14 protein-coding genes and 1 pseudogene are annotated in these 18,103 nt (G+C 60.4%); 9 read left to right on the plus strand and 6 right to left on the minus strand.

Going from position 1 to position 18,103, the window contains the following annotated elements; all coding sequences use genetic code 11:
* Positions 1–160 precede the first annotated feature (160 nt).
* From QFX16_RS16235 to QFX16_RS16250, 4 genes are all read left to right on the plus strand, one after another.
* Complete coding sequence (locus QFX16_RS16235; protein WP_283184579.1) at positions 161–2,008, plus strand: amidohydrolase; 1,848 nt, start codon at positions 161–163, stop codon at positions 2,006–2,008.
* Between the two features lie 239 nt (positions 2,009–2,247).
* Positions 2,248–3,111: a LysR family transcriptional regulator gene (locus tag QFX16_RS16240; protein ID WP_149629418.1), complete on the plus strand. Its 864-nt coding sequence runs from the start codon at positions 2,248–2,250 to the stop codon at positions 3,109–3,111.
* A 107-nt stretch (positions 3,112–3,218) separates the two neighbouring features.
* Positions 3,219–4,364, plus strand: coding sequence for an SRPBCC family protein (locus QFX16_RS16245; RefSeq protein WP_283180490.1), 1,146 nt, complete (start codon positions 3,219–3,221; stop codon positions 4,362–4,364).
* Positions 4,361–5,452, plus strand: a complete 1,092-nt coding sequence (locus QFX16_RS16250) for an SMP-30/gluconolactonase/LRE family protein (protein ID WP_283180491.1) — start codon at positions 4,361–4,363, stop codon at positions 5,450–5,452. The genes QFX16_RS16245 and QFX16_RS16250 overlap by 4 nt, the downstream gene beginning before the upstream one ends.
* 11 nt (positions 5,453–5,463) lie before the next feature.
* Here the strand turns inward: QFX16_RS16250 and QFX16_RS16255 are convergent, their stop codons facing one another.
* A complete protein-coding gene (locus tag QFX16_RS16255) occupies positions 5,464–5,703 on the minus strand; it encodes a hypothetical protein (protein ID WP_283180492.1) in 240 nt (79 codons plus the stop codon).
* Positions 5,704–5,813: 110 nt separating this feature from the next.
* Positions 5,814–6,056 carry a DUF465 domain-containing protein gene (locus QFX16_RS16260; RefSeq protein WP_283180493.1) on the minus strand — a complete coding sequence of 81 codons (243 nt, stop codon included), beginning with the start codon at positions 6,054–6,056 and terminating at the stop codon, positions 5,814–5,816.
* A gap of 218 nt (positions 6,057–6,274) precedes the next feature.
* Between QFX16_RS16260 and QFX16_RS16265 the strand changes: the two genes are divergently transcribed.
* Entirely contained in the window at positions 6,275–6,796 is a 522-nt protein-coding gene (locus QFX16_RS16265) for a DUF4142 domain-containing protein (protein ID WP_283180494.1), read from the plus strand.
* Positions 6,797–6,847: 51 nt separating this feature from the next.
* Here the strand turns inward: QFX16_RS16265 and QFX16_RS16270 are convergent, their stop codons facing one another.
* On the minus strand, positions 6,848–7,036 hold the full coding sequence (locus QFX16_RS16270; RefSeq protein WP_283180495.1) for a hypothetical protein: 189 nt from the start codon (positions 7,034–7,036) through the stop codon (positions 6,848–6,850).
* A 173-nt stretch (positions 7,037–7,209) separates the two neighbouring features.
* On the opposite strand from QFX16_RS16270, the gene QFX16_RS16275 reads away from it, so the two are divergent.
* Positions 7,210–9,153: a PAS domain-containing hybrid sensor histidine kinase/response regulator gene (locus tag QFX16_RS16275; RefSeq protein WP_283180496.1), complete on the plus strand. Its 1,944-nt coding sequence runs from the start codon at positions 7,210–7,212 to the stop codon at positions 9,151–9,153.
* 100 nt (positions 9,154–9,253) lie between these two features.
* Here QFX16_RS16275 and QFX16_RS16280 read toward each other — a convergent pair.
* From QFX16_RS16280 to QFX16_RS16290, 3 genes and pseudogenes are all read right to left on the minus strand, one after another.
* A pseudogene (locus tag QFX16_RS16280) lies at positions 9,254–11,889 on the minus strand (excinuclease ABC subunit UvrA).
* Positions 11,890–12,030: 141 nt separating this feature from the next.
* Complete coding sequence (locus QFX16_RS16285) at positions 12,031–14,142, minus strand: hybrid sensor histidine kinase/response regulator (RefSeq protein ID WP_283180497.1); 2,112 nt, start codon at positions 14,140–14,142, stop codon at positions 12,031–12,033.
* Positions 14,143–14,467: 325 nt separating this feature from the next.
* Positions 14,468–15,157: a GntR family transcriptional regulator gene (locus QFX16_RS16290; RefSeq protein ID WP_008154995.1), complete on the minus strand. Its 690-nt coding sequence runs from the start codon at positions 15,155–15,157 to the stop codon at positions 14,468–14,470.
* 140 nt (positions 15,158–15,297) lie between these two features.
* Between QFX16_RS16290 and QFX16_RS16295 the strand changes: the two genes are divergently transcribed.
* The 3 genes from QFX16_RS16295 to QFX16_RS16305 are packed head-to-tail and all read left to right on the plus strand — an operon-like array spanning position 15,298 to position 18,087.
* A complete protein-coding gene (locus QFX16_RS16295; RefSeq protein WP_283180498.1) occupies positions 15,298–16,383 on the plus strand; it encodes an ABC transporter ATP-binding protein in 1,086 nt (361 codons plus the stop codon).
* 1 nt (position 16,384) lies between these two features.
* Entirely contained in the window at positions 16,385–17,302 is a 918-nt protein-coding gene (locus QFX16_RS16300) for an ABC transporter permease (protein ID WP_283180499.1), read from the plus strand.
* On the plus strand, positions 17,299–18,087 hold the full coding sequence (locus tag QFX16_RS16305) for an ABC transporter permease (RefSeq protein WP_008154998.1): 789 nt from the start codon (positions 17,299–17,301) through the stop codon (positions 18,085–18,087). The genes QFX16_RS16300 and QFX16_RS16305 overlap by 4 nt, the downstream gene beginning before the upstream one ends.
* Positions 18,088–18,103 lie beyond the last annotated feature (16 nt).

Below are 18,103 nucleotides of genomic sequence, written 5' to 3' on the forward strand. Positions count from 1 at the left end.
CTGTTTGCCCTCGCTTTTTTTATGAAGAGCCTTTGCGTGGAGCATTGCCATGAGCCCACCTGACGACCACGACGGTTTTAACCGCCGCCGTGTACTGCAAGGCCTTTCGGCAGGCGCCGTCGGTGCCTGGATCAGCCCGCTACTCGCAGGGAGTAAAACCATGCCCGACGCCCCCGCCGACCTCATCCTGTACAACGGACGCCTGCACACCGTCGATCGCAAAAAACCTCAAGCCAGCGCCGTCGCGATCAAGGACGGACGCTTCGTGGTGGTCGGCAGCGATGCCCAGGCCATGGCCCTGCAAGGCCCCGGCAGCCAGATTATCGACCTGCACGGTCGCACGGTGATTCCCGGTCTCAACGACTCGCACCTGCACCTGATCCGTGGTGGCCTCAACTACAACCTCGAACTGCGCTGGGAAGGCGTCCCCTCACTGGTCGACGCGCTGCGCATGCTCAAGGATCAGGCGGACCGCACACCCACGCCGCAATGGGTGCGGGTGGTCGGTGGCTGGAACGAGTTCCAGTTCGCCGAAAAACGCCTGCCGACGATTGATGAATTGAACAAGGCCGCGCCGGATACCCCGGTGTTCGTCCTGCACCTCTACGACCGCGCCCTGCTTAACCGAGCCGCGTTGAAGGTGGTCGGTTATACCCGCGACACGCCGAACCCGCCGGGTGGCGAAATCCAGCGTGATGCCAATGGCGACCCGACGGGCATGCTGATCGCCCGCCCCAACGCGATGATTCTCTACTCGACCCTGGCCAAAGGGCCGAAACTGCCGCTGGAATACCAGGTCAACTCCACCCGCCAATTCATGCGCGAACTCAATCGCCTGGGTGTTACCAGTGCCATTGATGCCGGCGGCGGTTACCAGAATTATCCGGACGACTATCAAGTCATCCAGCAACTGGCCAAAGACCAGCAGCTCACGGTGCGCATTGCTTACAACCTGTTCACGCAGAAACCCAAGGAAGAGCTGACCGACTTCAAGAACTGGACCAGCACCTCCCACTATGGTCAGGGCGATGACTTTCTACGGCACAACGGTGCCGGGGAAATGCTGGTGTTCTCGGCGGCAGACTTCGAGGCCTTCCTCGAACCCCGCCCAGACCTGCCGCAAACTATGGAGCAGGAACTGGAACCGGTGGTCCGCCATCTGGTGGAGCAGCGCTGGCCGTTCCGTTTGCACGCCACGTACAACGAATCCATCAGCCGCATGCTCGACGTGTTCGAGAAGGTCAATCGCGACATTCCGTTCGACGGTTTGCCGTGGTTCTTCGACCACGCGGAAACCATCACCCCGCAGAACATCGAACGGGTCAAAGCCCTCGGCGGCGGCATCGCGATCCAGGACCGCATGGCATTCCAGGGCGAATACTTCGTCGACCGTTACGGCGCCAAGGCTGCCGAAGCCACGCCGCCCATCACTCGTATGTTGGCCGAAGGCATTCCTGTCGGCGCCGGCACCGATGCCACGCGCGTGTCCAGCTACAACCCCTGGACTTCGCTGTACTGGCTGGTCAGCGGTCGCACCGTCGGTGGTCTGGCGCTGTACCCGCAAGGCTTGAGCCGCGATACCGCGCTGGAACTCTTCACCCACGGCAGCGCCTGGTTTTCCTCCGAGCAAGGCAAAAAAGGCCAGATCAAGGTCGGGCAACTGGCCGACTTGATTGCGTTGTCGGCGGACTATTTCCACATCGAGGATGAAGCGGTCAAATGGATCGAATCGGTACTGACCATCGTCGACGGCAAGATTGTCTACGGCAGCGTCGAGTTTGAAAAACTCGGGCCGCCGCCCGTCCCGGTGGTGCCTGAATGGTCGCCCGTTGCCAAAGTACCGGGCCATTGGAAACCCCTCGCGCCGCTGACCGCGCAGGTTCATCAATGCGTCGGAGCTTGCGCGGTGCATGCCCATCGCCATGAACGGGCGCGGCTGTCCTCGGCGCCTGTCAGTGATTTCGCTGGTTTCTGGGGGGCCTTGGGTTGCTCGTGTTTTGCGTTTTGAAATGAGCCGCTAAAAAATCGCAGTCAGCGGCAGCTCCTACTTGATCCCTGTAGCAGCTGCCGAAGGCTGCGTTCGGCTGCGCAGCAGTCGCTAAACCATACGCTGCGGGTGTCTCAGATAAACCGCGTGCATATGATTCACGACTGCTGCGCAGCCGAACGCAGGCTTCGCCAGCTGCTACATGAACTGATCCGGCGGTATCTGTTTACAATGCCTGCACTTTCCCCTCCGGCCGCCCCATGGATATCGATCTCGCCCGCACCTTTCTGGAAATCGTCCGCCACGGCAGCCTTGCCGCCGCCGCCGAAAAACTCCACGTTACCCAGACCGCGATCACGGCGCGGGTACAGAAACTCGAAAGCCAGCTAGGCAGTACGTTGTTCGTGCGCAACCGCGCCGGTGCGCGCCTGACGCCTAACGGTGAAGCCTTCGTGGTCTACGCCAATCAACTGGTCGAAACCTGGGAAGCGGCGCGGCGGGACTTGCCGTTGCCCGAGGGTTACCGCGACGTGCTGCACATCGGTGGCGAGGTCAGTCTGTGCAACCCGCTGATGCTCAGCTGGGCCGGCGCACTGCGCGAGAAGATCCCCAGCCACGCCCTGCGCATGGAAATCCGTGACGGTGAAAACCTGCTGCGCCAACTGGAGCTGGGGGTTCTGGATGCGGCGCTGGTTTACCAGCCCGAGTATTGGCCACGCCTGCAAGTCGAGCAGGTGCTGGAAGAAAAACTGGTCCTCATCCGCCTGGCCGCAAGACCCGATCCCTACGTGTACATCGACTGGGGCCCGGACTTCCGCCGTCAGCACGATGCGGCCCTGCCGGAAAAAGCCAAAGCCGCATTGAGCTTCAACCTCGGCCCACTGGGCTTGCAGTACATTCTGGAAAACGGCGGCAGCGGTTACTTCCGCACCCGGGTGGTCCAGAGTTATCTGCAAAGCGGTGTGCTGGAGCAAGTGCCCAAAGCCCCGGAATTCAGCTACCCGACTTATCTGGTTTACTCCCGCGACCGCGACTCCGCGACGTTGCAACGAGCCTTCGACCTGCTGCGCGAAGTGATCAAATCCGACGATGACTGGTCGCAACGCTGGAACCCGCTGACCTGAGTCCCGTTTGCACCGGATCATGGCATTTGTGACCTCACGGTTCGGCCCGCCTGAAACGCCGGGATCGTCTAATCTGCTGGAGATAACAATAACCACAGGTGATTGCAGTGAGGCAGACCACCGAAGCATTCCGCGCCCGCTACCGCGCTAATATTCATCCGCTCTACAACCCATGGCTGCACGGCACTTTTGTGCTGCTGTTCGGGGTGCTGGCCATCGGCGGATTCTGGAGCACCGTGCACCAGGTACAGCCACTGGAATGGCTGGCGGTGCCGTTGACGTTGTTGTTCTTCAACTTCGGCGTGTACATGGTCCATCGGCACTTGGGGCATCACAAAAAGAGCTTCGCGCGAATGTTCTATGCCCGCCATGCCGGCGACCATCACAGCTTTTTCGCCCCCGGCCACATGACCTACGACAGTGCCCGGGACTGGCGGGTGATTCTGTTTCCAGCCTGGCTGATCGTGCTGCACACGGTCGTCATCACCCTGCCCGTCTGGTGGCTGCTTGAGCAGTTCGATGCCAACGTTGCCGGGTTGTTCGGCGGCTGTCTGGTCCTCGGCTACCTGACCTATGAAGTGTTCCATGCCTGCGAGCACCTGCCACCCGAGAACCCCGTCACACGGTTGCCGTGGATCCGCCAGATGCGCCGCCTGCATGAACTGCATCACCGTCGTGAGCTGATGCAGGAACGCAATTTCAATATCGTTTTTCCGCTGATGGACTACCTGTTCGGCACCCTCTATTGGGAACCGGAGCCGACTGACCTGCACTCGACGAGAACAACCATGACCCGCATGCAGCATCAAATCGACATTGCTGGAGACCCGATTGACGTGCTCGCCTATGCCAGCACCGTGACCCGTTGGCCGGAGTGGCATCCCTCGTCCCTCAAGGTCGATGGCCAGAGCGGTCCGCTGCATGCCGGAGGGCGGTTCGAGGAAGACATCAAGGCGGGCGGGCGTGAGGGACACTTGCGCTGGGAGGTTAACGAATACCTGCCAGGACGCCGCTGGAGTGCCTGGGCCCATGACGATCACGGGTTGTCTTTAGTGGTGACTTACGAGTGCGAGATCCTGGGCGATGGAACACACTTTGTCCGCACCCTGGAGTATCAGTTCAGCGGCCTGGCGATGCGCATTGCCAATCGACTGCTGCTCAAGCGCCGCATCGATCGTGAGTCGGCAGCTTCGATGTTGGCATTGCGCGAGATGGCGCAAAAACAATTGGCCTCGGCGGGAGTCAGCGCATGAGTCGAACCGTCAAGTTTCGCCATCTGTTGTTGCTGATAATCGTCACCATCGGCGCCTTTCTGCTGCTGATGCCAACCAAGGTGCAACCGGTGGCCTGGACACCGCCGCCGGCACCCTCCCTCACCAGCGGAATCTACGCCGACAATCAGCGCCTCAAAGGCATGGAGCGCGTCGGCGCCACGGATATCGACGGGCCGGAAGCGTTGCTACTGGAGGAAGACGTTCTCATCACGGGTTTGCATGACGGCCGACTGATCCGTACCAGCCTCGACGGCAAGGTCACCAAGGTACTGGCCGATACGGGCGGCAGACCCTTGGGCCTGGCCCGTCATCCCAACGGTCTGCTGGTGATTGCCGACGGGGTCAAGGGCTTGCTGTCACTGGATGCCCAAGGCCGATTGATCCCATTGACCACTGCGGCCAGTGGCGTGCCCTTCGGTTTCACCGACGACGTGGCGATCGACAAATCCGGGCACTACGCCTATTTCAGTGATGCCTCCAGTCGTTTTGGCTACGGCAGTGACGGCGAAGCGATCATCGAGCACGGCGGCGATGGCCGCTTGCTGCGCTATGACTTCCAGACCGGCAAGACCGCGGTCCTGTTGGATAAGCTGGAATTCGCCAACGGCGTGACCCTGGGCCCGGACGATGCCTTTGTATTGGTCAACGAAACGGGCGCCTATCGCATTAGTCGTTACTGGCTGAGCGGGCCGAAAGCGGGCACCCGTGATCTATTCATCGACAACTTGCCAGGGTTGCCGGACAACCTCGCGTTCAATGGTCGCGACCGCTTCTGGGTGGCGCTCTATGCACCGCGCAACGCATTGCTCGATGCCACCGCGCCGCATCCATTCGTGCGCAAGATGATCGTGCGAGCCATGACTGTCCTGCCTAAACCGGTGGAGAATCGCGCCTTTGCGCTGGGGCTGGATCTGGACGGTAAAGTGATCGCCAACTTGCAGGACGGTAGCCGCGACAACTACTCGCCGATCACTACCGTTCGCGAGTATGGAGATTGGTTGTACTTCGGGTCGTTGAAGGCGAAAAACATGGCGCGATTGCCGTTGAGCAAGGCATTGCAACAGTAAACGTGCCTGACTCAACGCGGATCCACCTCACCATCGCGCACCGCGTTATCCGTTTCATCATGCACCCTTTCCGGGTCCATGGCGGTGGAGTCATCCTCGTCCATCGGGATGGCACCTTCGTTGTTCGGCAGTTCGTCGATGCCCGGCTCGTCTTCGGGATTGAGGGTGGTGCGTCCTGGACTCAGGGGTTCGGGATGTGTCGGGATGGGGTCGTAGCCACCCTGCTCTTCGCTGGGGAATTTTGGATTCATGAGGCACCTCGCATGGAGCCGTAAATTCGGACTCTGAACATTCGAGGTGCCGGTATTTATCGCCGTTCCAATTTTTCAGTCACCGATCGTCGGTGACCAGACAGGGCGCGTCAGGACGGCGTCTGGAGTCGATCTACGATCTTTTGCTTAACCTCCACGCGCTTCGCCTTGAGTTTCTTTAATGCGTCATCGCTGGGCGCATCCGATCTTGCGGATTCAGCCTTTACGACCTCGGCGTCCGCCTGCGAATACTTGTTGATCAGTGAATCCAGTAACGGATCCTTGGTGCGTTTTTGCTGGATATCTTCCTTTGAAAGTTTGAGATCCTGATAAAGGTCGTGTGGCACCGGCATGGGAACACCTCCGTTTGTTGATCGGAGGCAAACGCGATCAATGGCGTTCACCAACTATCAGAATGGCCTTGGTTAGCGGGTTCTGTCGACCGCCTATCAGACCAGCGGTGCCCGTTCGTCGCCCTGCCGCAAACGCAATAAAACCTTTGCCCACTCGTCGGCCTCCACAGATTAACGATCACTCGATCACCCATGAAAACCTGTGTGGAGAATAACCAATGGACGGACTTACCCTGCGCCACCTCACGTTGGCCGTTGCCTTGAGTACCAGCATGGGCACGGCTTTCGCTGCCACTTCCAATGACTTTGTCGACAGCGCGGCCGCTAGCAATATCGCGGAAATCGAAACAAGCCGATTGGCCCTGGAAAAAAGTTCATCGGCGGACATCAAAAAATTCGCCAATATGATGATCACCGACCATTCCAAGGCCAACGATGAACTGGCGGCGCTGGCGAAAAAAAATGACATCGAGGTGCCGGACAACACCACGCTGATCAAGCAGGCGAAAGAGAAAATCCTTGACATGCGCGATGAATCCTTCGATGCGGCGTACGCCAACAATCAGGTGAAGGCTCACGAAGACACCATCGAGCTGTTCAAGAAAGAAGCCAATACGGTGACAGACGACAAAGTCAAAGGCGCCACGGAGCTGAAAGGTTTCGCGCAAAAGATGCTGCCGGCGCTGGAGAAGCATCTGGGTATGGCGAAAAAACTCCAGGCTGCCCATCCGGGCAAATAACCCTCCCACAAAAAGGCCGCACCGTTTGATGCGGCCGTCTTCAATGCATGACTAGCCGCCATCGGTGTCGATGTCGGCATCGGTGTCATCCCCAGGTTTTGGCCGGTCGGGATTCGGCTTGAAACCCGGGCTGAACTCGTTGTCGTTATCCGTGTGGATATTCTTCTGGTCAACCGCTTTGTCTGCGCTTTCGGGTTCGCCGGTTTTTGCGTCTTCTTCAAGACCACTGTCATCGTTCATAAGTACCTCATTCGTCACTGCAAGAGCGCGGCTGAAACAGTCACGCTTTGTAGATTCGAAGCCTCCCCGGGGACAGGGTTCCATCGCAAGGGAAATTCATGGTCAAAAGCCGCAACCCTTTGACTATGCTCAAGTGACGGACACTGACTGATCATTCACCCTGGAGCCCGTCGATGAAGCGTGACATCCGTTTGCTGATCGTCGACGACAACGTCGCCACGCGCTACGCCCTGCGCCGGCGCCTGGAGCGCCACGGCTATGAAGTGCTCGAAGCCGGCACCGGCACCGAGGGCTTGGAGCTGATCGACAGCGTGACGATCGATGCGCTGATCCTCGACGTCAATCTGCCGGACATGAGCGGCTTCGACATCGTGCGCAAACTGCGCGCCGAACCCGCCACCGCCCTGCTGCCGGTGATTCACGTCTCGGCGGCCTCGATCCAGACCGGCGACATCATTACCGGCCTGGACGCGGGTGCCGATGCCTACCTGATCCACCCGGTGGACCCGGATGTCCTGCTCGCAACCTTGCGCACCTTGCTGCGGGTGCGTGAAACCGAAAATGCCCTGCGCGAAAGCGAGGCGCGGTTTCGGGAAATCTTTGTCAATGTATCGGTGCCCATCGCGGTGCTGGATGCCGAGTTGAAGGTGCATGAATGCAACCATGCCTTCGCGCAGCTGATTCAGAACAACCTCAACCCGGACACCCTGCGCGAGTGCTTTGCCGAGGATCAGGATGTCGTCATCGAAGAACTGCGCCTGCGTCTGGCCTACGGCGAGCGCTGGAAAGGCACCCTGAGCATGCGGGTCCACGGCGAGGTTCGCGAAACCGAGTGGCAGATTTCGCCGTACCGCACGCCGGAACTGAGCCTGGTGTTTATCGAGTATGTCACTGAAAACCGTCACCGCGAACGCTCGCACCTGGCTCGGCTTGACGACGCCACCACCCAGTTGGCCAAAGAAGTCGCCGAGCGAGCGCGAACCGAAGCTCAGTTGCTGCAAGTGCAGAAAATGGATGCACTGGGCAAGCTGACCGGGGGCATCGCCCACGACTTCAATAACTTGCTGACCGGCATCATCACCAGCCTGGAACTGATTCTGAAACGGATCGCCGCCTCACGCACCGACAAGGTTCAGTTTTACGCCGAAGCCGCCTTGAACTCGGCCATGAGTGCTGCGTCCCTGACCCATCGCCTGCTCGCCTTCGCGCGCCAACAGCCACTCGATACCCGGCCCGTGGACATCAACGAACACGTGCGCTCCCTTGAAGAATTGCTGGTGCGCACCATCGGCGAGCGCATCGCGCTGAAACTCGAATTGACCTCTAAAGCCGCCATTGCCCTGGTCGACCCCATTCAGCTCGAAAGCGCGATGCTCAACCTGGTGATCAACGCTCGCGATGCCTTGCCCCAGGGCGGCAACATTTGGGTCAGCACCTATGCCGCCTATTCCCATGGCGATCCCAATCTGGCCGATGGTGCGTATGTCGCGTTGTCGGTGCGCGATGACGGTACCGGTATCGAACACGGCGTGATCGACAAGGTGTTCGACCCGTTTTTCACCACCAAGCCACTGGGCCAGGGCACCGGACTGGGGTTGTCGACCCTCTACGGTTTCGCCCGGCAATCGGGTGGCGATGCACACATCCGCAGCGTCGCCCGGCGCGGCACCGAAGTCACCATCATGCTGCCGGCCAGCTCCGGCTCCATGGCCGGCGAAGCCGAGTCAGCCACCATCGATCATCAGGGTGCCGGCGAACATGTGTTGATCGTCGAGGACACGCCGTCGGTGCGCATGTTCGTGGCCGAAGTGTTGGTGGATGCCGGTTACCGTTGCACGCAGGTGGGCGACATCGAAGGTGCCCTCGAGCGCCTGCAAAACGATGAGTCCATCGACCTGCTGCTGACAGACGTCGGACTACCGCGCATGAGCGGCCGCGAGCTGGCCGATGTGGCACGGGGCTGGCGCGAAAAGCTGCCGATCCTGTTCATGACCGGTTACGCCGAAACCGCGATCAACCGTCAGGTGTTCCTCAGCGATGGCATGGAGATGCTGATCAAGCCGTTCCAGATCAATGAACTGCTGGACAAGGTTCGACGCACTTTAGACGGCGCCTGATAGACCATTCGCGAGCAAGCCCGCTCTCATCCTCAGTCTAATTCCTGCGCAAGACACAAGCGGGCTTGCTCGCGAAGGCGTCAGCAAAAACACCACCGACTCAAGCCATGCCGAGGGTTCTGGCCAAAAAGGGCGCCGTCCGGCTCTTTTTACTCTTGGCGACCTTCTGCGGTGTGCCTGCAATAACAATCTTCCCGCCCTGATCCCCCGCCCCCGGGCCGATGTCGATCACCCAGTCACTCTGTGCAACCACGCGCATTTCATGTTCGACGACGATCACCGTATGCCCCGCCGTTACCAGCGTATTCAACTGTTCGAGCAAGCGATCGACATCCCTTGGGTGCAAACCCGTGGTGGGCTCGTCGAGCACATACAACGTTGCCCCGCGCTGGTTGCGTTGCAGCTCGGTGGCCAGTTTGATCCGCTGGGCTTCGCCGCCCGACAGCTCGGTCGCCGGCTGGCCGAGGCGCAGGTAACCCAGGCCGATATCGCGCAGCACCTCCAGCGAGCGACGAATGCCCGGTTGTTCAGCGAACACCGTGACCGCCCCATCCACCGTCAGCTGCAACACCTGAGCGATGTTCAACCCTTGCCAGATGATTGCCAGCGTCTCGGGGTTGTAACGCGCGCCGTGACAGGTCGAGCACGGTGCATAGACGCTGGGCATGAACAGCAACTCGACGCTGACAAAGCCTTCACCTTCGCACGTCGGGCAACGGCCCTTGGCAACATTGAAGGAGAACTGACCGGCGTCGTAACCCGCGGCCTGTGCCTGGGGGGTGGCGGCGTACAGTTTGCGCACGTTGTCGAAGAGCCCGGTGTAGGTCGCCAGGTTCGAGCGCGGTGTGCGGCCGATGGGTTTCTGATCGACTTGCACCAGGCGCTTGATCGATTCCAGTCCCGCCGAGACCTGACCGCCGCTGACTTGCGGTGCGTCGTCCTCAAGGCTCAACTCCTGCGGCTCGCTGTCACTTGCCGTGCGCCCGAGATGCGCGCCCACCAGTTCCAGCAACGCCTGACTGACCAGGCTCGATTTACCGGAACCGGAGACGCCGGTCACCGCGGTAAAACAGCCCAGCGGGAATTCGACGCTGAGGTTGTTCAGGTTATTGCGAGTGATGCCTTCCAGCCGTAGCCAATCGTTTGCCTTACGGCTGGTTTGGGGCTGAGTGACCTGCTCGGCGAACAGATAAGCGCGCGTCTGCGAGCTCGCCACCTGCGCCAACCCTGGCGGCGGTCCGCTGTACAGGACTTGGCCGCCATGCTCGCCGGCCGCCGGGCCTACGTCGATCACCAGTCAGCGCGACGCATGGTTTCCAGGTCATGCTCAACCACGAACAAGGTGTTGCCCGCGGCTTTCAAGCGTTGCAGCGCTTCGAACAATGCTTCGCCATCCGCCGGGTGCAGACCGGCCGACGGTTCATCCAGCACGTAGATCACGCCGAACAACTGCGAACCCAATTGCGTCGCCAGGCGCAGACGCTGCAACTCACCGGACGACAGCGTCGGCGTGCTGCGTTCCAGCGCCAGGTAACCGAGCCCCAGATCGGTCAACGTGCTGACCCGTTCCAGCAAGTCCTGAGCGATCCGCTGCGCGGCCAGGCGTTTCTCCACTGACAGGTTCGGCGTGTGGCGTACATCCGGCGCGTTGGCGTGACCACTGGCACCGTGGGCCACTCGTTGCTCGCGGGCCTCGCGGGTCTGGTCGTGCGTCAATACCTCACCCGCCGCCTCGGTCTGTTCGAGGTAGCTGTGAGCGGCCACTGGTTTCAAGACTTCGGCCACTTGCAGCAACGGCATCTGCGACAGTTCGCCGATGTCGTAACCGGCAAAGGTCACCGACAATGCCTCGCGTTTGAGCCGTTTGCCATCGCACAACGGGCACGGGCTGCCGAGCATGAATTGCGCGACGCGCTTTTTCATCAGCGCGCTTTGGGAATGGCTGAAGGTGTGCAGGATATAGCGCCGGGCGCCGGTGAACGTGCCTTGGTAACTCGGTTCCATGTTGCGTTTGAGCGCGATTTTGGTTTCTTCGGGAGTGAGGCCGGCATACACCGGCACCGTGGGTGTTTCTTCGGTGAAGAGAATCCAGTCGCGCAGTTTTTTCGGCAGATCACGCCAGGGTTTGTCGACGTCGTAACCCATCGTCACCAGGATGTCGCGCAGGTTCTGTCCCTGCCAGGCGGTGGGCCAGGAGGCGACCGCGCGCTGGCGAATGGTCAGGCTCGGGTCCGGGACCATCAATGCTTCGGTGACTTCATACACCCGCCCCAACCCATGACATTCGGGGCACGCGCCCTGGGGCGTGTTGGGCGAAAAATCTTCGGCATACAGCATTGGCTGCCCCGGCGGATAACTGCCGGCCCGGGAGTACAGCATGCGGATCAGGCTCGACAACGTCGTCACGCTGCCCACCGAAGAGCGAGTGCTCGGTGTACCCCGTTGTTGTTGCAAGGCCACCGCCGGCGGCAAGCCTTCGATGGAGTCGACGTCCGGCACCCCGACCTGATCGATCAGACGCCGCGCATAAGGCGCCACGGATTCGAAATAGCGGCGTTGCGCTTCGGCGTAGAGGGTCGAGAACGCCAACGACGACTTCCCCGAACCGGACACGCCAGTGAACACCACCAGGGCGTCCCGGGGGATGTCGACATCGATGTTCTTGAGGTTGTGTTCCCGGGCGCCGCGCACCCTGACCATGCCGGAAGGAGGGTTGGAGGTGCGTGTGGATGTCATCAGGTGGCCTTAATGAAATTGCAGGAAAAACACAAAACCAATGTGGGAGCGAGCCTGCTCGCGAATGCAATTTATCATTCAACGTTAATATCGACTGACACGACGCTTTCGCGAGCAGGCTCGCTCCCACATTGGATCTGTTTAGCCGTTGAGGACGGTGCGAACCATTTGGGTAAGCGCCTCGGGACCATAAGGTTTGCTCAGCAAGTAAGTGCCGGGGCTGAGTTGGTGATTGCGCGAAATAATGTCACGGGTGTGGCCCGAGGTGAACAGCACAGCCAGCGGCGGCGTCTGCATCTTGGCCCAGGCGGCCAGGTCCGAACTTTTGATCAGACCAGGCATGACCACGTCGGTGAAAATCAGGTCCACCACCGCGCCCTCCAGCAACATCTGCATCGCGACGTCACCGTTGGCCGCCGTCAGGACTTGATAACCTTCTTCGCGCAGTAGCTCCACTGCTGAGCTGCGAACCGCCTCGTTGTCCTCGACCACCAGAATGGTTTCGTGTCCGCCTCGCTGTTGCGGATCATGACGTGTCGTTTCGCTGAGTATCGGGCGCAGGCTGCGAGGGAAATACAGCTGCACCCGAGTGCCCTGCCCGACCACGCTGGAAATCTCGATATGCCCGCCACTCTGCTTGACGAAACCGAACACCATGCTCAGGCCCAGACCCGTGCCCTGGCCATCGGGCTTGGTGGTAAAAAACGGTTCGAAAGCCTGTGCGAGTACCTGCGGCGACATGCCAACCCCTCTGTCAGCCACCGCCACGCAGACATAATCGCCGGCGACGATGCCCTTGCCTGCACAAAACTTGCTATCAAGGGCAATGTTCTCGGCGCTCAGGTCAATGGTCCCCTCGCCTTTCATGGCGTCACGGGCATTGATTGCCAGATTGAGGACGGCGTTTTCCAGTTGATTGCGGTCCACGTAGACGTGCCAAAGAGCTTCGGCAGCGGTGACATCGATCTGAATGGTTTCCCCCAGCGCCCGCTGCAACAATTCCCCAAGTCCATCGAAGACCTGGCGCAGGTCGCAGACCGCTGGCGACAAGGGCTGACGACGGGCGAACGCGAGCAATTGCGAAGACAGTTTGGCGCCGCGCTCGACCGCGGCAATCGACGCACTGACCCGGCGCTGCACATTGGCGTTGTCCGGTTCATGCCGCGCCAGCAAGTGTAGGTTGCCGGCGATCACCTGCAACAGGTTGTTGAAGTCATGGGCCACGCCGCCGGTGAGACCGCCGATGGCTTCGAGTTTCTGCGATTGACGCAGTTGTTCTTCAGCGGCCAGCCGCGCTTCGACTTCGTCGGCAACGCGTTGCTCCAGATTGCGGGTGAACTTGAGCAGGGATTCTTCGGCGGTCTTGCGCTCGTGGATATCGATCAACACCCCGGGAAAACGGAACGGTTCGCCCTGTTCATTGAACTCGCAGCCACCACTCGCCTGCACCCACAGATAACTGCCATCCGGACGCAGGACCCGATACTCGGCGTTAAAGGGTTCGCCGGTTTCCACTGATTGATTGATCTGCTCCTGTACCCAGCTGCGGTCATCGGGATGGATCCGTGCTTCGGCGATGTCCGTTGGCAGGTCGGCCAGGTTTTGCTCCGGCGGGTAGGAAAAGGTGCGGGCGAAACGCTCGTCACCGGAGAGCGCATTGCCCTTGATGTCCCAGACGAACGAGCCGAGCAAAGCCCCGGCATTGAGCGCCAGGCGCACCCGTTCGTTATCAGCGTGATAGGCGTCCTCGGCGGCCTGACGGCGGCGCTCGGAAATAACATGCTCGGTGGTCTCGACCACCATCGCCATGACCCCGGCCGGTTTCCCGTCATCATCCGCCACCGGGCTGTAATAGAGGTCCAGCCAGACGTCTTCGGGTATCCCGTCGCGCAGCAGCTCCAGGACTTTGTTGCGATAGGACAAGGTGCCGCCGGCCAGGCAGGTGTCGACCACATGCCGATTGAAGTCGGCGACTTCGGGCCAGCCCAGTTCCACCGGGGAACCCAACAGGTAAGGATGGCGGCCACCGGCAAACGCCGAGTACGCATCGTTGTAGATCATGTAACCCGGTCGGCCCCACAGCATCACCATCGGCAGCGGGGACGCGAGCATCAACTGCACCGCGCTGCACAGGCTTCTGGGCCAGGTGTCCATGTTCCCCAGCTCAGTCACGCTCCAGTCGAACACGCGGATACGCCCGGCCATTTCACCGCTCCAGCCTGCACACCCATGGCTATCGTCTAGAAACTGCATCGACTGATTCCGTGTCCCTGTAGATGACTGGCTTAAGGGATCGCAACGGCATGAGGACGGTGCGTGCCCGTCTGTTTCGAGCATCGCCGTCGCTAATGGTTTCATAGAGGTTAGCTGATTCAAATCATCCAGGCTTTTGTGGCAATGGGAGTGTGCCCTGGGGGTGAACCTTGTAGCAGCTAGCGAAGCCTGCGTTCGGCTGCGAAGCAGTCGTAAACCCTGCATCCGAGTTTGTCCTGTCACACCGAGATGTTTGATTTCACGACGGCTTCGCCGCCGAACGCAGCCTCGCAGGCTCGGCAGCTGCTACAAGGTTTCAGCGCGGCTAAACCTCGATCAGGTGCTTGAGCGGGTGGTAGCCGGTTTTCAGCGTGGCGGCGACGTCGAGAATGGCCTTCTCGATGCCATTCAAATGCATGCAGGTCAGTTCGATCGCAGCGCTCTGGTTGCCAGCTTCGATGTACTCGATCAGCCGCAGGTGTTCATCGTCGCGGCAAGCTTCGTGACTGTCGTCATCCAGCGCGGCGGCGTACAGCGAGGCGCGGGAAATCAGCTTGCGGAACCAGTCCAGCAACACCGGGTTGTTCAGGCTTTGCGCGAGCTTGATGTGGAACTCGCCAAGCAGATGAATCAGCCGTTCATGGTCGCCACTGCGGTGCGCTTCATCCTCCAGTAACAGGTGATCACGCAGGTCCTGGGTCACGGCAGTATCACGACGACGACAGAGCTCAGTGACGATGCCGATCTCGATCAGACGCCTCGTTTCAAACAGCGAGCGGATCTCCTCATCACTGGGCAACGACACCGACGCCCCTTTGTTGGGCTCGGTGGTGACCAGACCATCGGCCTCCAACTGCTTGAGCGCGGCACGAACCGACGTCCGGCTGACATTAAAAAGTTCGGCCAATGACGCTTCGCCGAGCTTCATCCCGGGACGCAATGAACGCTTGCTGATCGCCTCGTAAACCCCTTGGTAGACGCGGTCGACCGTGGTCTCGAGTTTTTTCTCGGTCATCTGAACACTCCTTTAGCGCTAAGCAACCAGCCCCTGCCGACGATCAGCCCTTTCAAAAGGGGGTTGCACGAGCAGATTAATCCGGTTATTTCTAGATTGCATCCAGATATTGCATACAATAATTAGAGGAATGCACCAATATGGGTCATCCAACAGCGATTGAAGTGCGTAACGTCTCCAAGCGGTATTCCGACGATCCGGGGCTGGCTCCAGCCCTCGACAACGTTTCAGTCGACATTGCCGACAATGAATTCTTCACCCTGCTCGGCCCTTCCGGCTGCGGCAAGACCACTTTGTTGCGGACCATCGCCGGCTTCGAACAGGTCAGCGAGGGCGAGATCCGTCTGGCGGGCGAGCCGGTCAATGATTTGCCACCGTTCAAGCGCCGGGTCAACACCGTATTCCAGAGCTACGCGCTGTTTCCGCACATGAGCGTCGCGCAGAATATCGCCTTCGGCCTCGAGATGCAGGGTCTTGATCGCAAGCTCATCCCGCAACGTGTCGAAGAGATGCTGACGCTGGTGCAAATGCAACACTTGGCCCAGCGCAAACCGGCCGAGTTGTCCGGCGGCCAGCAGCAGCGCGTGGCCCTGGCCCGGGCCTTGGCGCCGAAACCCAAAGTGCTGTTGCTCGACGAACCGCTGTCGGCGCTGGACTTGAAGCTGCGCAAGGAAATGCAGGTCGAACTCAAGCGCGTACAGAAGGAAGCCGGGATCACCTTCATTTTCGTCACCCACGACCAGGAAGAAGCGCTGACCCTGTCCGACCGCATCGCCGTGATGTCCGCCGGCAAGATCCTGCAAATCGGCACACCGAACGATATCTACGAACGGCCGCAGCACCGTTTCGTTGCTCAATTCATCGGCGACATCAACTTCCTCCCCGGCCACCTCAAGCGCGGCCAGCAGAACGAAAAACTGTTCGTGCCGAGCGGCATGCCGGTGGAGATCCCTTGCCCGGCTCAAGGCTTCGACGGCACCAAAGTGCAACTGGCGTTCCGCCCGGAACGCTCGCAATTGGTCGACCCGGCGCAACCGCACCACCTGCGCGGCGTCATTGAAGCGGTGCTGTATGTCGGCACCGCGACCCTTTACCAGTGCCGGTTGAACAACGACATCAAGGTCATGTTGCGCGAGAACAACGAAGGCCTGAACCGCAGCCGGGTGGTCGGTGATCGCGTCGCGGTCAACCTGCCGCCCCACGCCTGCCTGTTGATGGAGGCCTGAGATGAGCGTCAGCAGCACTTCTCCCGCCCTCAACCGTGCGCTGTTACTCAGCCCGGTGGTTCTGACTTTGCTGGCGTTGATCGCCATTCCGCTCGGCATCATGGGCTACATCAGCCTATTGCCGCGCAACGTGTATGGCGGCGTCGACTGGCAGGCCGACTGGCAATTGCAAAGCTACGTGCAGCTGTTCTTCCAGGAAGGTTTCGACGGTGAACTGGAACTGAACTGGGTCTACGCCCAGGCGCTGTTGCGCTCGGTGTTCCAGGCCGGCGGCACCACCCTGCTGTGTTTCCTGTTCGGCTTCCCGGTGGCGTTGTGGATGTCGAGCCTGACACCGCGTCGGCGCAACCTCATGGTGTTGCTGATCACCATCCCGTTCTGGACCAACCTGCTGATCCGCAACTACGCGTGGCTGATCATTCTGCGCGAGCATGGCTGGGTTGCTCAGAGCCTCAACGCACTGTTCCCCCAGGCCGGTGGCATCACCCTGCTCTACAACGACTTCGCCGTCAGCGTCGGGCTGGTCTACAGCTTCCTGCCGTTCATGATTTTGCCGATCTACTCGACCCTGGAAAAACTCGACTGGCGTCTGGTGGAAGCGGCTTACGACCTCGGCGCCAATCGCTGGCACGCGTTGCGGCGGATCATCCTGCCGCTGTCGATGCCCGGCGTGATTGCCGGCGCGCTGCTGGTGTTTGTGCCGAGTCTCGGTGCCTTCATCACCCCGGCGATTCTCGGCGGCGGCAAGACGCTGATGATCGGTAACCTGATCCAGCAACAGTTCGGCACCGCGCGCAACTGGCCGCTGGGCAGTTCGCTGTCGTTCCTGTTGCTGGGGATTCTGCTGCTGTCCCTGGTGCTTTACGCCCTCTACAGCCGCAGCGCCGCCAAAACTCTACGCCGGGGAGCCACCGCATGATCGCCCTGCACCTGAAAAAACTACCGCTGACCCGCGAAGTCAGCCTGCTGATCCTGGCCTATCTGTACGTGCCGATCTTTGTGCTGATCGCCTACAGCTTCAACGCCAACCGCTCGGCCACGGTGTGGACCGAGTTCTCGTTCGCCTGGTACGGAAGGATTCTGGCCAATCCGTCGATTCAGACGGCGGCGCTGAACTCGATCATCGTCGCCAGCATCGCCACGGTGTGTGCCACGGCGATTGCGTTGCTCGCGGCGTTGGCGACGTACCGGCCGTTCTATGGACAGAAGATGGTCGAGGGCGGGATCAACCTGCCGCTGATCCTGCCGGAGATCGTCACCGCCGTCGCCACGCTGCTGCTGTTCATGGCGCTGGGGATCAAGCTCGGTTTGCTGACGGTGATCGTCGCGCACATCGGCTTCTGCATTCCTTTCGCCTACCTGCCGATCCGCGCCCGGCTCAACGACTTGGACAAGAGTTTGCTGGAGGCGGCGAACGATTTGTACGCCAACCCGTGGCAGGTTTTTCGTCGGGTGACGCTGCCGCTGCTGTGGCCGGCGGTGTTGTCCGGTTCGGTGTTGGCGTTCGTGGTCAGCCTCGACGATTTCATCATGACCTTCTTCGTTGCCGGCCCCGGTTCGACGACGTTGCCGGTGTACATCTTCTCGGCGATCAAATCCGGTGTCACGCCGGAGATCAACGCGATTTCGACCCTGATGCTGGTGATTTCCATCGTGCTGGTGGTGCTGGCCTTCTGGCTGGGACAGCGCGGCAAAAACCAATGAGCCCTTTCCTTCGCTG

This window comes from Pseudomonas svalbardensis (assembly GCF_030053115.1).
GTDB classification, from domain to species: domain Bacteria; phylum Pseudomonadota; class Gammaproteobacteria; order Pseudomonadales; family Pseudomonadaceae; genus Aquipseudomonas; species Aquipseudomonas svalbardensis.

Bases quoted from the DNA above. Each gene is read 5' to 3' on its own strand.
- QFX16_RS16235 (WP_283184579.1), top strand. From the start codon at position 161: ATGCCCGACGCCCCCGCCGACCTCATCCTGTACAACGGACGCCTGCAC.
- QFX16_RS16240 (WP_149629418.1), top strand. From the start codon at position 2,248: ATGGATATCGATCTCGCCCGCACCTTTCTGGAAATCGTCCGCCACGGC.
- QFX16_RS16250 (WP_283180491.1), top strand. From the start codon at position 4,361: ATGAGTCGAACCGTCAAGTTTCGCCATCTGTTGTTGCTGATAATCGTC.
- QFX16_RS16255 (WP_283180492.1), bottom strand. From the start codon at position 5,703: ATGAATCCAAAATTCCCCAGCGAAGAGCAGGGTGGCTACGACCCCATC.
- QFX16_RS16260 (WP_283180493.1), bottom strand. From the start codon at position 6,056: ATGCCGGTGCCACACGACCTTTATCAGGATCTCAAACTTTCAAAGGAA.
- QFX16_RS16265 (WP_283180494.1), top strand. From the start codon at position 6,275: ATGGACGGACTTACCCTGCGCCACCTCACGTTGGCCGTTGCCTTGAGT.
- QFX16_RS16270 (WP_283180495.1), bottom strand. From the start codon at position 7,036: ATGAACGATGACAGTGGTCTTGAAGAAGACGCAAAAACCGGCGAACCC.
- QFX16_RS16275 (WP_283180496.1), top strand. From the start codon at position 7,210: ATGAAGCGTGACATCCGTTTGCTGATCGTCGACGACAACGTCGCCACG.
- QFX16_RS16285 (WP_283180497.1), bottom strand. From the start codon at position 14,142: ATGCAGTTTCTAGACGATAGCCATGGGTGTGCAGGCTGGAGCGGTGAA.
- QFX16_RS16290 (WP_008154995.1), bottom strand. From the start codon at position 15,157: ATGACCGAGAAAAAACTCGAGACCACGGTCGACCGCGTCTACCAAGGG.
- QFX16_RS16295 (WP_283180498.1), top strand. From the start codon at position 15,298: ATGGGTCATCCAACAGCGATTGAAGTGCGTAACGTCTCCAAGCGGTAT.
- QFX16_RS16300 (WP_283180499.1), top strand. From the start codon at position 16,385: ATGAGCGTCAGCAGCACTTCTCCCGCCCTCAACCGTGCGCTGTTACTC.
- QFX16_RS16305 (WP_008154998.1), top strand. From the start codon at position 17,299: ATGATCGCCCTGCACCTGAAAAAACTACCGCTGACCCGCGAAGTCAGC.